General features: G+C 66.0%; 10 protein-coding genes. 3 read left to right on the plus strand and 7 right to left on the minus strand.

The annotated features are described in order from the left end of the window. Positions 1–39: 39 nt before the first annotated feature. The 4 genes from ACZ60G_RS28620 to ACZ60G_RS28635 form a co-directional block, all read right to left on the minus strand. Positions 40–1,797 (minus strand): sodium/solute symporter, encoded by a 1,758-nt coding sequence (locus ACZ60G_RS28620; protein WP_465813755.1) that lies wholly within the window; start codon positions 1,795–1,797, stop codon positions 40–42. Positions 1,798–1,802: 5 nt separating this feature from the next. Further along, entirely contained in the window at positions 1,803–2,168 is a 366-nt protein-coding gene (locus ACZ60G_RS28625; protein ID WP_465813756.1) for a hypothetical protein, read from the minus strand. Beyond that, positions 2,165–2,962 (minus strand): LytR/AlgR family response regulator transcription factor, encoded by a 798-nt coding sequence (locus ACZ60G_RS28630; RefSeq protein ID WP_465813757.1) that lies wholly within the window; start codon positions 2,960–2,962, stop codon positions 2,165–2,167. The genes ACZ60G_RS28625 and ACZ60G_RS28630 overlap by 4 nt, the downstream gene beginning before the upstream one ends. Before the next feature lie 129 nt (positions 2,963–3,091). After that, positions 3,092–4,291, minus strand: a complete 1,200-nt coding sequence (locus ACZ60G_RS28635) for a histidine kinase (RefSeq protein ID WP_465813849.1) — start codon at positions 4,289–4,291, stop codon at positions 3,092–3,094. A gap of 273 nt (positions 4,292–4,564) precedes the next feature. Between ACZ60G_RS28635 and ACZ60G_RS28640 the strand changes: the two genes are divergently transcribed. Further along, positions 4,565–4,963 (plus strand): DUF3052 family protein, encoded by a 399-nt coding sequence (locus tag ACZ60G_RS28640; protein WP_465813758.1) that lies wholly within the window; start codon positions 4,565–4,567, stop codon positions 4,961–4,963. A 214-nt stretch (positions 4,964–5,177) separates the two neighbouring features. After that, a complete protein-coding gene (gene dnaE / locus ACZ60G_RS28645; protein WP_465813759.1) occupies positions 5,178–8,729 on the plus strand; it encodes a DNA polymerase III subunit alpha in 3,552 nt (1,183 codons plus the stop codon). A gap of 485 nt (positions 8,730–9,214) precedes the next feature. Here dnaE and ACZ60G_RS28650 read toward each other — a convergent pair whose 3' ends face one another. The 3 genes from ACZ60G_RS28650 to ACZ60G_RS28660 form a co-directional block, all read right to left on the minus strand. Further along, entirely contained in the window at positions 9,215–10,414 is a 1,200-nt protein-coding gene (locus ACZ60G_RS28650) for a Cmx/CmrA family chloramphenicol efflux MFS transporter (protein WP_465813760.1), read from the minus strand. A gap of 219 nt (positions 10,415–10,633) precedes the next feature. Next, the gene (locus ACZ60G_RS28655; protein ID WP_465813761.1) at positions 10,634–11,206 is read right to left on the minus strand and encodes a TetR/AcrR family transcriptional regulator; all 573 of its coding nucleotides are present in this window, start codon (positions 11,204–11,206) and stop codon (positions 10,634–10,636) included. A gap of 48 nt (positions 11,207–11,254) precedes the next feature. After that, positions 11,255–11,869 carry a class I SAM-dependent methyltransferase gene (locus tag ACZ60G_RS28660; protein WP_465813762.1) on the minus strand — a complete coding sequence of 205 codons (615 nt, stop codon included), beginning with the start codon at positions 11,867–11,869 and terminating at the stop codon, positions 11,255–11,257. Between the two features lie 108 nt (positions 11,870–11,977). Between ACZ60G_RS28660 and treZ the strand changes: the two genes are divergently transcribed. Next, the gene (gene treZ, locus ACZ60G_RS28665) at positions 11,978–13,702 is read left to right on the plus strand and encodes a malto-oligosyltrehalose trehalohydrolase (protein WP_465813763.1); all 1,725 of its coding nucleotides are present in this window, start codon (positions 11,978–11,980) and stop codon (positions 13,700–13,702) included. The last annotated feature ends 36 nt before the right edge of the window (positions 13,703–13,738 follow it).

A 13,738-nucleotide genomic window follows, 5' to 3' on the forward strand; every position in this document is an offset into this window, starting at 1 on the left:
GGTTTGTGCGGTGAACGGTCGGCCTGCCGCGACGAACGGTCAGCGGCTCAGACCGATGGCGCGCTCCCGGTCCGCGCCCATACCCAGCCGCTCCGGCGCGTGCATTCGGACGAAGATGCGCCCGATCGTGCGAGCGTTCTGACCGCGCGTCAGCACGCTGACCAGGATCATCGACGCGAATGCCAGCGGTACGCTGAGCGCCGCCGGATAGCTGAGGACGGCCGCGAGCCAGCCGTCCGCGAGCTCGTCGGAAATGCCGCCGGTCACCGAAACCGCGGTCGCACCGCCCGCCGCCAGACCGCCCACGATCAGTCCGGTGGCCGCGCCCTTCGCCGTCAGACCGCGCCACCAGATGCCCAGCACCAGCAGCGGGCACAGGGTCGAGGCCGCGACCGAAAAGGCGAGGGCGACAGTGCGGGACAGATCCAACGAGACCACCATGATCGAAACACCAAGGGGCACGGCACCGGCGAATACCGCGGCGGCCCGGAAGTCACGAATCCGTCCGCGCAGCATATCCGTGCTGAGCACACCCGCGATGCTGACCAACAGCCCGGACGAAGTGGAAAGAAATGCCGCGATCGCACCCGCCGCGGCCAGTGCCGCCAGCAGTTGTCCCGGCAGGCCCGCCAGCACTGATCCGGGCAGCAGCACCACGGCGGCATCGGAGGTGCCGGTGATCAGCAACTGCGGCACGTACAGCCGCGCGAAAACCCCCAGCAGAATGGGGAAGAGGTAGAACACTCCGACCAGGCCGATCACCGCGAGTGCGGTCGTGCGCGCCGCGCGGCCATCGGGATTCGTATAGAACCGCACCAATACGTGCGGAAGTCCCATTGTGCCCAGGAAAGTGGCGATGATCAGCGAATACACCTGGTAGGTGGGATGGGAGCCGCCGAATCCGCCGCCGGGCGCCAGCCAGGCCGCACCGTCCGTCGGCGCTCCGGCCACCACCGGGACGGTGGAGCCCGCCTCCAGGGTCAGTTCGGTGCCCGCCGCCAGTTCGTGTGCGCCGGGTGTGAGCAGGACCGGACCGTCCACCGTGCGATCGTCGAGTGTTCCGGTGATCGAAACCTGTTGCGGCGCACCGACCTGCACGATGACGCCGGTGCTGACATCCACGGTGGTGCGCTCGGTGACCACCGGGGGAGCAGGTGTGCCGAGTTCGCGGTCCTCGGCCAGGAAATGTCCGAGCAGCACCAGTGCCGGAATCGCCACCGCGGTCAGCTTCAGCCAGTACTGGAAGGCCTGCACCAGTGTGATCGACCGCATGCCGCCGCCGGCCACATTCGCGATGATGATCGCGCCGACCGCCACCGCGCCGACCCATTTCGGCACATTCAGCAGGATGTGCAGCGTGAGCCCCGCGCCCTGGAACTGCGGAATGAGATACACCCCGCAGACCAGCACCACCACGACCGCCGCCAGTCTGCGCAGCCGCAGCGAGCCGAGCCGGAACTCCGCGAAATCGGGCACGGTGTACGCGCCCGACCGGCGCAGCGGCGCGGCCACGAACAGCAGTAGTCCGAGGTATCCGGCGGTGAACCCGACCGGATACCAGAGCGCGTCCGCGCCATATTTCGCAATCAGTCCCGCGACCCCGAGAAATGAAGCGGCCGAGAGGTATTCGCCGGAGATCGCGGCCGCGTTCCAGCGCGGCCCGACGCTGCGTGAGGCGACCAGGAAGTCGGAGGTGGTGCGCGCCAATCGAACACCGTAGACGCCGATCGCGACCGTGGCGAGGGCGGCGAACAGCAAGGCGAAAACCGTGAGTGCTGGTGTTGTGGCGGGGGACATGAATGTCAGTCCTCGGCCAATTCCAGGAAGTCCTGCTCATTGCGTTCGGCGAGTCGGACGTACAGCCGTCCTGCGCCATACAGCACCGGATACACGCCAATGCCGAGCAGTAACCACGGCAGCCGTACCCCGAGCAGAACGAACGATCCCACCGACCCGAGCCGGAAAAGCACCGGAAGCGAACACAATACGAGCACCATGACCAACCCCACCCGCACCGCCAACCCCAACTGCGCCCGAATCAGCCCGCCGATCAGCGCCTCGCCGATCTCGGTCTGCTCGACCACCTCGGTGCGGGTCCGTACGCGTCGCGCACCGCGGCGTTCGGCGAGTACGACGCGCTGTCTGGTCGGACGCTGTGGAGTGGTCACGGATTCGTCCACTGCTGTCGCGGCCCGTGCACCAGCCGCTGCTTCAGCTCGCGCACTTGCCGACGGCTCACCGGCAACTCCACCGCTGCGGCCTTGCCGTCGGCCCGCAGCCGCACCACCGTTCCGGTACCGACCGTGCGCAGCCCGGTCACCAACCGCAGCGCGACCAGATAAGACCGGTGCACCCGCAGGAATCCGGCGTTCTCCCACCGGGATTCCAACGCCGACAACGGAATCCGCACCAGATGCGAGCCGCCGCTGGTGTGCAGTCGGGCATAGTCGCCCTCCGCCTCCACCCAGCTCACACTCGACCGGTGTACCAGCGTGGTGACCCCACCCAGTTCGACCGGAATCACCTCATTGGGGTCGGTGCGCGGGGCCGTGACAGCCGGGGACGGTGTCGCGCGTGCCGTGATGATCCGCCGCACCGCCTCCGCCAACCGCGCCTCCCGCAGCGGTTTGAGCAGATAGTCCACCGCACCCAGATCGAATGCCGCGATCGCCTGGTCATCGTGGGCCGTCACGAAGACCACCGCGGGCGGGTTCGCGAACTCGGACAGGATGCCGGCCAACTCCATGCCGTCCAGCCCGGGCATATTGATATCGAGGAACACCGCATCGATGGGATGCGCCCGCATCAGCCGCAATGCGCTGGTCGCATCGCCGGCGTTGTGGATTTCACCGACCCCCGGCTGCGCGCGCAGCAAATACACCAGCTCGTCCAGAGCGGGCTTCTCGTCGTCCACGGCGAGCACGCGCAGTGCGGCGGCGGACTGGTCGGTGGTCCGGGTCACAGTCGTTCCATCGTAAGCGGAGCCTCTTCACCATTGACCTGGATGTCGTTACCGGGCCGCACGCGCGTTCGTCGGTGGAGCCGTGCGGTCGCGCGGGAGCCGGGTGCCGTGCGGAGCAGGCGTGTGTGGTCAGGCCTGGATGCCGGCGCGGAACTTCGGGACGCGCAGGCTCACCTTGGTGCCCGCGCCGGGGGCGGTCTCCACGATCAGGCCGTAGTCGTTGCCGAAGGTCGCCCGCAGCCGGTCGTCGACATTGGCCAGGCCCACATGGGCGGATTCGCCGGAACCCGCTGGGCCGGTTCCGGTTTCGATGGCGTCGAGGGCACCGGAGCGCAGCAGATCCGGATCCATCCCGATTCCGTCGTCTTCGACGCTGATCACACAGTCGGTACCCGCATCGGTCGCGACAATGGTCACCGTGCCGCCGCGCGTCGCCCCGGCCAAACCGTGCCGAACCGCGTTCTCCACCAACGGTTGCAGCGCCAGGAACGGCAGTACGACGCCGAGCACTTCCGGTGCGATCTGCAACCGAACCTGCAGGGCATCACCGAACCGGGCGCGTTCCAGAGCCAGATACCGCTCGATATTGCGCAGTTCGTCGGAGAGCAACGTGAATTCGCCCGCGGCACGGAAGGAATATCGGGTGAAGTCCGCGAACTCCAGGATCAGCTCGCGCGCCCGATCCGGATCGGTACGTACGAAGGACGCAACGGTATTCAGCGCGTTATAGATGAAATGCGGGCTGATCTGGGCCCGCAACGCACGCACCTCGGCCCGATCGAGGCGGGCCCGCGAGGCGTCCAGTTCCGCCAATTCCAGCTGCCCGCAGGCGTATCGCGCCACCTCCGCGACCGCACCCAGCCGTCCTGGCTCCGGCTTTCCCGTGGTCACCACCCCCAAAGCCCCAGCCACCCCGCCATTTTCGATGAGCAGCGGCTGTGCGATCAGTGTTCGCCCGGCATGTTCACTGCGACCAGGCCCCGACACCAGCACCGGTCGCTCGGTCGCCACCGCCCGCCTGGCCGCATCGGCGAACGGTTCGGCCAGATCCGAATGCGGCCCGTCCCAAGCCAGCAGCGTGCCATCCGGATCGGCGACGCCCAACGCGTCGGCACCGGTGAGTGTCCGCAGATGCGGCGCGGCCTCCTGGGCGGACCGATCGTTCAACCCCTGCCGCAACGGGCGCGCGGCCAGCGAGGCCGTATGCAGTGCGCTGTACACCGCCCGCTCGGCCGGAGTGGTCACCGCTCGCCCGGTCCGCGACCAGACCAGCAGCGCGCCGACGATCAATACCGCCCCGGCGACAACCGCCACACCGGCGGTCGTCATCGCGTGCTCACCGAACGTCTCCGCCACCTCATCGCCTGATTATCGCGGCGGTCCCCCCGAATCCGCGCCCAACAGTGCCGATCGGCCCAACAGCACCAGCAGACTCATCGCCGATCGGCCCGACAGCACCAGCAGACTCAGCGCCGATCGGTCCTATAGCGCCTGCAGAATCCGGGCCCGGCTGCGCCGATCGAACTGAAGGCACCACCAGACCCGCTGGGGCCGGTTGCCGACTTGCGGAGCCCAGGGGTCCTGCCGGATACAGTCGTGTCCATGACCGCGGGCTACTCCGGGACGCCGCTGGCGAAGAAGATCGGAATCAAATCCGGCCACCGTGTAGTGCTGCGGCATGCGCCCGCAGGCTGGCAGATTCCGGATCTACCACCGGAGGTCGCGATCGCCACCGATGAGCCCGAGTCCGCGGATGTCGTCCTCGCTTTCTTTCGCGAACTTGCCGACCTGGCCGACGAGGCCCCGGAACTGGCCGCCGCGCTGAGGCGGGGCGCGATGCTGTGGATCGCCTGGCCGCGCAAAGCGGGCGGGCACGTCAGCGATATCACCGAGAACGATCTGCGCGAGCTGCTGCTGCCCATCGGCGTCGTCGATGTGAAGGTGGCCGCGTTCGACAACGATTGGTCCGGTTTGAAATTCGTCTGGCGCAAGCGCGCTTGATCGAGGGCTCGCGTAGTGTCGAGCGATCCGCGGACCACCCCACTGTCGCGGAAATCGGACAGCCGCAATGCTGGGTCGCGAGACGCGCCGGTGATCTTCACCACCGACACGCCGAGCACCTGCGTCAGCCCGGCGCGGGAAGCCGAACTCGTCGGTGGGGACCCCTAGAATCGCTACACCAACCCCCGTCGAGACCTTGGGAGGAAGGACCGTCTTGGCCGCCTCGTCCGGATCGTTCGTTCACCTGCACAACCACACCGAGTACTCCATGCTCGATGGTGCGGCCAAAATCTCTCCGCTCTTCGCCGAGGCGAACCGGCTGGGAATGAACGCGGTCGGGATGACCGACCACGGCAATATGTACGGGGCTTCGGAGTTCTACAACTCCGCCAAGAAGGCCGGTATCAAGCCGATCATCGGCATCGAGGCCTACATCGCGCCGGGTTCCCGGTTCGACACCAAGCGCGTGCAGTGGGGTGATCCCAGCCAGAAGGGCGACGACGTCTCCGGTTCCGGCGCCTACACGCATATGACCATGGTCGCGGAGAACGCGACCGGCCTGCACAACCTGTTCAAGCTGTCCTCGCTCGCCTCGCTGGAAGGTCAGCTCGGCAAGTGGGCGCGCATGGACGAGGAGATCATCGCCGAGCACGCCGCGGGCATCATCGCCACCACCGGCTGCCCCTCGGGTGAGGTGCAGACCCGCCTGCGCCTCGGCCACGACCGCGAGGCCCTCGAGGCCGCGGCCAAATGGCAGGAGATCTTCGGACCGGACAATTTCTTCCTCGAGATCATGGACCACGGCCTGTCCATCGAGCGCCGAGTCCGCGAGGGGCTGCTCGAGATCGGCAAGAAGCTCGGGATCCGGCCGCTGGCCACCAACGACTGCCACTACGTCACCAAGGACGCCTCGACCAACCACGAGGCCCTGCTGTGCATCCAGACCGGTAAAACACTCAGTGACCCAACGCGTTTCAAGTTCGACGGTGACGGTTACTACCTGAAGTCCGCGGAGGAGATGCGGGCGATCTGGGATATGGAGGTGCCCGGCGCCTGCGATTCCACCCTGTTGATCGCCGAGCGAGTGCAGTCCTACGACGAGGTGTGGCAGCACCGCGACCGGATGCCGATCTTCCCGGTGCCGGAGGGATATGACCAGGCCAGCTGGCTGCGCCGCGAGGTCGACCTCGGGCTGCAGCGCCGCTTCCCGGACGGCGCGCCCCAGGACTATCTGGACCGGGCCCAGTACGAGATCGGCGTCATCCTGGAGATGGGCTTCCCGGCCTACTTCCTCGTCGTCGGCGACCTGATCAACCACGCCCGTGACGTCGGCATCCGGGTCGGTCCCGGCCGTGGTTCCGCGGCCGGTTCGCTGGTCGCCTACGCGCTCGGTATCACCAATATCGACCCGATTCCGCACGGTCTGCTCTTCGAGCGCTTCCTCAATCCCGAGCGCGTCTCGATGCCCGATATCGATATCGACTTCGACGATCGCCGCCGCGGTGAGATGGTCCGCTACGCGAGTGAGAAGTGGGGCACCGACCGGGTCGCCCAGGTCATCACCTTCGGCACCATCAAGACAAAGGCCGCCATCAAGGACTCCGCGCGAGTGCTGTTCGGCCAGCCCGGATTCGCCATCGCCGACCAGATCACCAAGGCGCTGCCGCCGCCGATCATGGCCAAGGACATCTCGGTGTCCGGCATCACCGATCCGGAGCACGAGCGGTACAAAGAGGCCGCCGAGGTGCGCGAACTCATCGCGAGCAATCCGGATGTCGCGAAGATCTACGAAACCGCGCGCGGCCTCGAGGGCCTGATCCGCAATGCGGGTGTGCACGCCTGCGCGGTCATCATGTCCTGTGATCCGCTCACCGACGCGATCCCGGTCTGGAAGCGGCCCCAGGACGGTGCGCTCATCACCGGTTGGGACTATCCGTCGTGTGAGGCCATCGGCCTGCTGAAGATGGACTTCCTCGGTCTGCGCAACCTGACCGTGATCGGCGACGCGCTGGAGAACATCCAGGCCAACCGCGGCATCGACCTGGATATGGACCGGCTGCCGCTCGACGATTCGCGCACCTACGAATTGCTTTCGCGCGGTGACACGCTCGGCGTGTTCCAGCTCGATGGTGGGCCCATGCGCGATCTGCTGCGCCGCATGCAGCCGACCGCGTTCGAGGACATCGTGGCCGTCGGCGCGCTGTATCGCCCCGGCCCGATGGGCATGAACGCGCACAACGACTACGCCGACCGCAAGAACGACCGGCAGGAAGTCAAGCCGATCCATCCGGAGCTGGAGGAGCCGCTCAAGGACATCCTCGGCGAGACCTACGGCCTGATCGTCTACCAAGAGCAGATCATGCACGTCGCGCAGAAAGTGGCCGGCTACTCGCTCGGTCGAGCAGATATTCTGCGCCGCGCGATGGGTAAGAAGAAGGCCGAGGTGCTGGCCGCGGAGTTCGAGGGCTTCGAGGAGGGCATGCAGGCCAACGGATATTCCAAGGCGGCCATCAAGGCGCTGTGGGACACCATCCTTCCGTTCGCCGGTTACGCGTTCAACAAATCGCACGCCGCCGCCTACGGTCTGATCTCCTACTGGACCGCATATCTCAAGGCGAACTATCCCGCCGAATATATGGCGGCCCTGCTCACCTCCGTCGGCGACGATAAGGACAAGGCCGCGGTCTATCTGTCCGATTGCCGCCGCCTCGCGATCACCGTGCTGCCGCCGGATGTCAACGAATCCGAGATGAACTTCGCATCGGTGGGTAAGGACATCCGCTTCGGCCTCGGCGCGGTGCGTAATGTCGGCGCGAATGTCGTCACCTCGATCATCCAGGCGCGCAAGGAGAAGTCGAAGTTCACCGATTTCTCGGACTATCTGAACAAGATCGACGCCATCGCCTGCACCAAGAAGGTCACCGAATCCCTCATAAAGGCAGGCGGATTCGACTCGCTCGGGCATCCGCGCAAGGGTCTGCTGCTGATCCACTCCGATGCCATCGATGCGGTGATGTCCACCAAGAAGGCCGAGGCGATCGGCCAGTTCGACCTGTTCGGCGGGCTGGACGACGGCGACGAGTCGGTGGCCTCGGTCTTCAATGTCAAGGTGCCAGAGGAGGAGTGGGAGACCAAGCACAAGCTGGCGCTGGAGCGGGAAATGCTCGGCCTGTATGTGTCCGGACATCCGCTCAACGGTGTCGAACATGTTCTTGCGGCACAGGCGGATACGGCGATTCCGGCCATTCTCGAAGGTGATATCAAGGACGGCGCCCAGGTGACCATCGGCGGCATTCTCGCCTCGGTCAACCGTCGCATCAATAAGAATGGTCTGGCCTGGGCCTCGGCACAGATCGAGGATCTGACCGGTGGTATCGAGGTGCTGTTCTTCCCACAGGCATATTCGGTGTACGGCGCGGATGTGGTGGAGGATGCGGTCGTCCTGGTGAAGGCCAGGGTGTCGGTGCGCGATGACCGGATCTCCTTGATCGCCAACGATCTCGCCGTCCCGGACCTCTCCTCGATCGGTGTGGCCAAGCCGCTGGCGGTCGTCATGCCGACGCGGCTGTGCACGCCCGACAAGATCGGCGAACTCAAGCGCATTCTGTCCAGACATCCGGGCACCGCGGACGTCCATGTCCGCCATGTGGGCGCACGCGACAATACGTCGCTGTGGAAATTGGATGACAGCCTGCGGGTTTCACCGTCCTCGGCGTTGATGGGTGACCTGAAGGCGCTGCTCGGTCCAGGCTGCCTCGCGGGCTGATGCTGTTCGTATGAATCGGTAGCGTCGGCGATTGCGGCGGCTCCCTGCATGTTCTCGTGTCGCCGCCGCCCGCCTCGACGGTATCGTCCGCAGCACTGTGATGGCCGCCAGCGACCGCCGCATCTCGGATGTCGTGCGTGCTTTCGGCGCGACCTCAGCGCGAAGACTGTGCGCGGCCCCGAGCAGTCCACTGGGACAGGGCGAAATGCCCGATTGTCCGAGCCCGTACATGGGTTCGGACAATTGCGGCGACGGCGAAGATCGGGCAGTCCGCGCGGTATTCACTGTCGGCGGGGTCCGGTCGAGAAGCGTTGCGATGGTGCGTATTCAGACCGTGAGTCCGACCATCGCGCAATCCACCAGGCTGACCCTCGGGGCCTGCTGGGCCAAGCGGTGTAGCGCAGCCACCCAACCAACGGCGGCCAGTGCCGCGACCGCGAGGACAACGTCGATCCGGGCGATAACGTCTATCTGGAGCTACGCGTTCAGACAGTAAGTTCGGCCACTGTCCGATCCGCGGGGCTGATCGTCTCGACTTGCTGGGGTCGGCGGTGTAGTGCGGCCGCCCAAGCGACGGTGGCCAGTGCCGCGAAGCCGAGGGCAACACCGATCCAGGCGACCGAGGGGTAGTCGAGGTTGCCGCCGATGGCCAGGCCACCGAGCCACGGGCCGACCGTGATGCCGACATTGAACGCGGAGAAGTTGACCGCGGTGGCGAGGGTTGGTGCAGCCCCGGCCAGCGCGAATACGCGGGTGTTCAGGGCGGGATTCGTGGCGAATCCGAAAGCGCCCAATAGGAAAACGAGGAGTACGACCGGCGCGGGCATCGTTGCGGTCAGTGCCAGCACTGCTGAGATGATGATCAACCCGATCATGCCGACGGTCAGTACTCGGAATGGATGGGCATCGGCTGCTCGGCCGCCGACCGTGATGCCGATCAGCGCGCCGATTCCGTACAGCGTGAGTACCAAGGGAATCCAGCTCTCCGCGATTCCGGTGGTGCGGGACAGGAGCGCGCCGAGATAGGCGAAGATCACCAATAGCGCGCCGGTCGAGAGCGCGGTTGTGCTGTAGGACAGCCAGAGGCGCGGATTGATCATCGTGCGCAGTTCGCGGCGCAGGTTCGGCACCTCGGCGGGACGTCCGCCCGGAATCTTGGCCGCTACCCCAGCCATGGCCAGCGCGGAGAGGATGGCGACCGCCCAGAACGCGGCCCGCCAGCCCAAGTGCTGGCCGATCACCGTACCTGCCGGGAGCCCGGCGATATTGGCCACGGTCAGCCCACCCGCGACAATGCTCATTGCCCGACCACGCGCGTTCTCCGGTACCAGACTCAGCGCCGTGGTCGCGGCGACCGCCCAGAATCCGGCGTAGACGAATGCGCCGACCACCCTGGTTCCGAAGAGCACCCAGTAGCCCGGGGTCAACGCGGCCACCACATGCGCGGCGATGAACACCCCGAGAAAGACCAGCAGTGCGGTGCGGCGTGGCCAGCGCAGGGTGATTACGGCCAGCGCGGGCGCGCCCACGAGCATGCCCAGTGCGAATGCCGAAATCAGCAGGCCCGCTTGGGGGATCGAGACGCCGAGATCGGCGGCCATTTGAGTGAGCAGGCCGGAGAGCATCAGCTCCGAGGTGCCCTGGGCGAATATCGATAGCCCGAGTACGTAGACGGCGAATGGCATCCCTGCGGTCCTCTCTTATTTTGGATTGATCGGTTCAAAATTGAGGCAGAAAGTAACGGCGGTGTGCTGCTCGGGGCGAACGCTGTGCCAAGCCACTTCACGGCGCGCTGGTGGTCTGGTTCCGGCTATTGCCTCACGTTCGCGTGAACGGAATCCGTTGCAGCGGTGGCGCCAGCGGACAGCCGCCTCGCAAGTCCTCTGAACGTTGGTGGGCCGAAGTCAGAGGACGCTCAATGCGGTCGTGGCGATCGCCTCCAGGGTTCCCTTATCGGCTCCACCCCGCGCCGCGACGCGCATACCGCTGATCGTGGTGATCACGAAATGGGCCAGCGTGCGGGCATCTTTGCCCGCATCGATCTCGCCGGACCGCTGGCCGGCGCGGATAACCGTGGTCAGTGCGTCGAGCCTGCGCTCCAGGTCGGCGTGCAATGTCGCCGCCACCTCCGGATCGCGCGGCGCCAACTCGACCGTCGAGTTCACCACCAGGCAGCCGATGGGATCGTCGGCCGGTGCGTCGATGGTCTGGCGCAGTAGCGTCCGGATCTTCGCCCGCGCGGGCAGGTCGCCGTCGAGCACTTCGAAGATCGAGGCGTTCTTGCTGCTCATATACCGCCGCAGTGCCCGGTCGAACAGTTCGTGCTTACTGGTGAAGGTGTTGTAGATGCTGCTGCGGCCCAGACCTGTTGCGTCACAGAGGTCTTGGGTCGAGGTGCCCTCGTAGCCCGCGGACCAGAACGCCCGCATGGCCGCGTCCACCGCCCGGTCCTCGTCGAATGCCTTCGGTCGTGCCATGCGTTCAAGCTAGCATGTTTTGAACTAATTGGTCCAATATGGATCGGACTACGGCGAGACCGCGACTCCGAGCGACAGCGCGGCGAGGAATTTGGGCCCGTCCGCATAGAACTCGTCGAGCTCGCGGATCTCGAATCCGGCGCTCTCGACGGTGCCACGAATATCGCGATCGAGATTGCAGCCGCCCGCAATCGCCTTCTCGATCGGATTCAACCGGTGCTGCCACGTCTGGACGCCCGGATCCGGCGCGAGCCCGTGTTCGACGAAATGCAGGGTTCCGCCAGGAACGAGCACCCTGCGCACCTCGGCCAGCGCGGCCGCGATATTCGGAATGGTGCACATCGTCCAGGTCGAGAGTGCGGAGTCGAAGCTGTTATCGGCGAAGGGCAGCGACTGGCCGTCGAGTCCGGCGCGTTCGATCGGCACGGTGGCCTTGGCCAGCCGCTTGTCCGCCAGGCGCCAGCCGAGATCGGCGGGTTCCACGGCGCTGATCGACTCGACGGTAGCCGGATAGAACGGGATATTCAGTCCCGATCCGAAGCCGAGCTCCATCACCCGCCCGTGCAGTCCGGCGCAGGCGCGCTCGCGCTGCGGATTGTTCATCTTGGCCCCGCAGACCAGATTCACCAGCCGCGGCACGAACTGATCGTTGTAGATGCCCACGTACCCACTCTGTCAGGATCCGCGCGCCGCGGGCAATGGTCAGTCGGTCGGAAAGGGCGCGTCATGTGTCGGCGGGCCGTGCGATCGCCGACATGCGATGCTGGCTCGGTGACCCTGTTCGAGGTATGGGCCCCGCGACCGGAACGGGTGCGCATCGAGGTCGATGGCGCCGTACATCCGATGACAAGGTCGCCTGACGGTTGGTGGCGGGCAGATGTGCACGCCGTACCGGGTACGCGCTACGGCTACCTGCTCGACGACGACCCGACCGTCCTGCCCGACCCGCGCTCGGCGCGCCAGCCCGACGGCGTGCACGGCCGCTCGGCGCTGCATGCCCTCGATCCGGCCGGGTGGACCGATGCCAACTGGACCGGCCGCCTTTTGGCGGGCGCGATCATCTACGAACTGCATCTGGGCACCTTCACCCCCGAGGGCACCTTCGACGCCGCCGTCGAGCGCCTCGACCACCTCGTCGAGCTCGGCGTAACCATGGTCGAGTTGATGCCGGTCAATGCCTTCGACGGCAGCCACAACTGGGGCTACGACGGTGTGCTCTGGTATGCGGTCCACGAGCCCTACGGCGGACCCGATGGTTTGCAGCGCTTCGTGAATGCCTGCCACGCAAGGGGTTTGGCGGTCGCCCTCGATGTCGTCCACAACCATCTCGGTCCCTCCGGCAACTATCTGCCCCGCTTCGCGCCCTATCTGACCGAAGGCCGCAATACCTGGGGACAGAGCCTCAATCTCGACGGTCCCGACTCGGATCCGGTGCGCCGCTTCATAATCGAGAACGCCCTGCGCTGGCTGCGCGATTTCCATATCGACGCACTGCGACTCGACGCGGTGCACGCACTCGTCGACCGCACCGCCACCCACCTGCTCGCCGAACTGGCCGCCGACACCGAATCCCTTGCCGCACATGTGCGCAGGCCGCTGACATTGATCGCGGAGAGCGACCTCAACGATCCGCGGCTCATCACCCCGCGCGCGGCAGGCGGCTACGGGCTGACCGGTCAATGGAACGACGACCTGCACCATGCGGTGCACACCGCGGTTTCCGGTGAACGCCAGGGCTACTACGCCGATTTCGGTTCGCTGCGCTGCCTGGCCCAGACGCTGACGCGCGGATTCTTCCACGCCGGAACGTATTCCAGCTTCCGCGGTCGCACACACGGCCGTCCGATCGACACCCGGCTCGTCCCGGCGAGCGCATTGCTCGCCTATACCTGCACCCATGATCAGATCGGCAATCGGGCGATCGGGGACCGTCCCAGCGCCTACCTGACCGACGGGCAGCTGGCGATCAAAGCCGCATTGGTGCTGTTCTCGGCATACACGCCCATGCTGTTCATGGGCGAAGAGTGGGGCGCGCGCACCCCGTTCCAGTTCTTCACCTCGCACACAGATCCAGTGATCGCGGCCGCCACCGCCACCGGCCGCAAGGGCGAATTCGCCGAACACGGCTGGGACAGCGCCGAGATTCCGGACCCGCAGGATCCCGAAACCTTCCTGCGGTCGAAGCTGAATTGGTCCGAACTCGAACATAATCGACACACACGGCTGCTGTCCTGTTATAGAAAGCTGATCGGTTTGCGACGCGAGCGAGCCGAAATAACGGACTCGCGGCTCACGCACGTATCTGTCGACTATGACGAGAATGCCCGCTGGATCGCGGTGCGCCGGGGCCCGCTGACGTTGGTGTGCAATCTCTCCGAAGAGCAGGTCAGCGTGCCTATCGCTGGTCTTTCGCTGCTGTCTTGGGAACCCGCGACCGAAGGCGTCTCCGCGACGGAGATACCGGGCCACTCGTTCGTGATACTCGCGGGCGCATAGCAGAACCCCAGGTCGGAAAGCGGTTACCGAAAACCT

The sequence above is a fragment of the Nocardia sp. NPDC102475 genome (genome assembly GCF_055584605.1).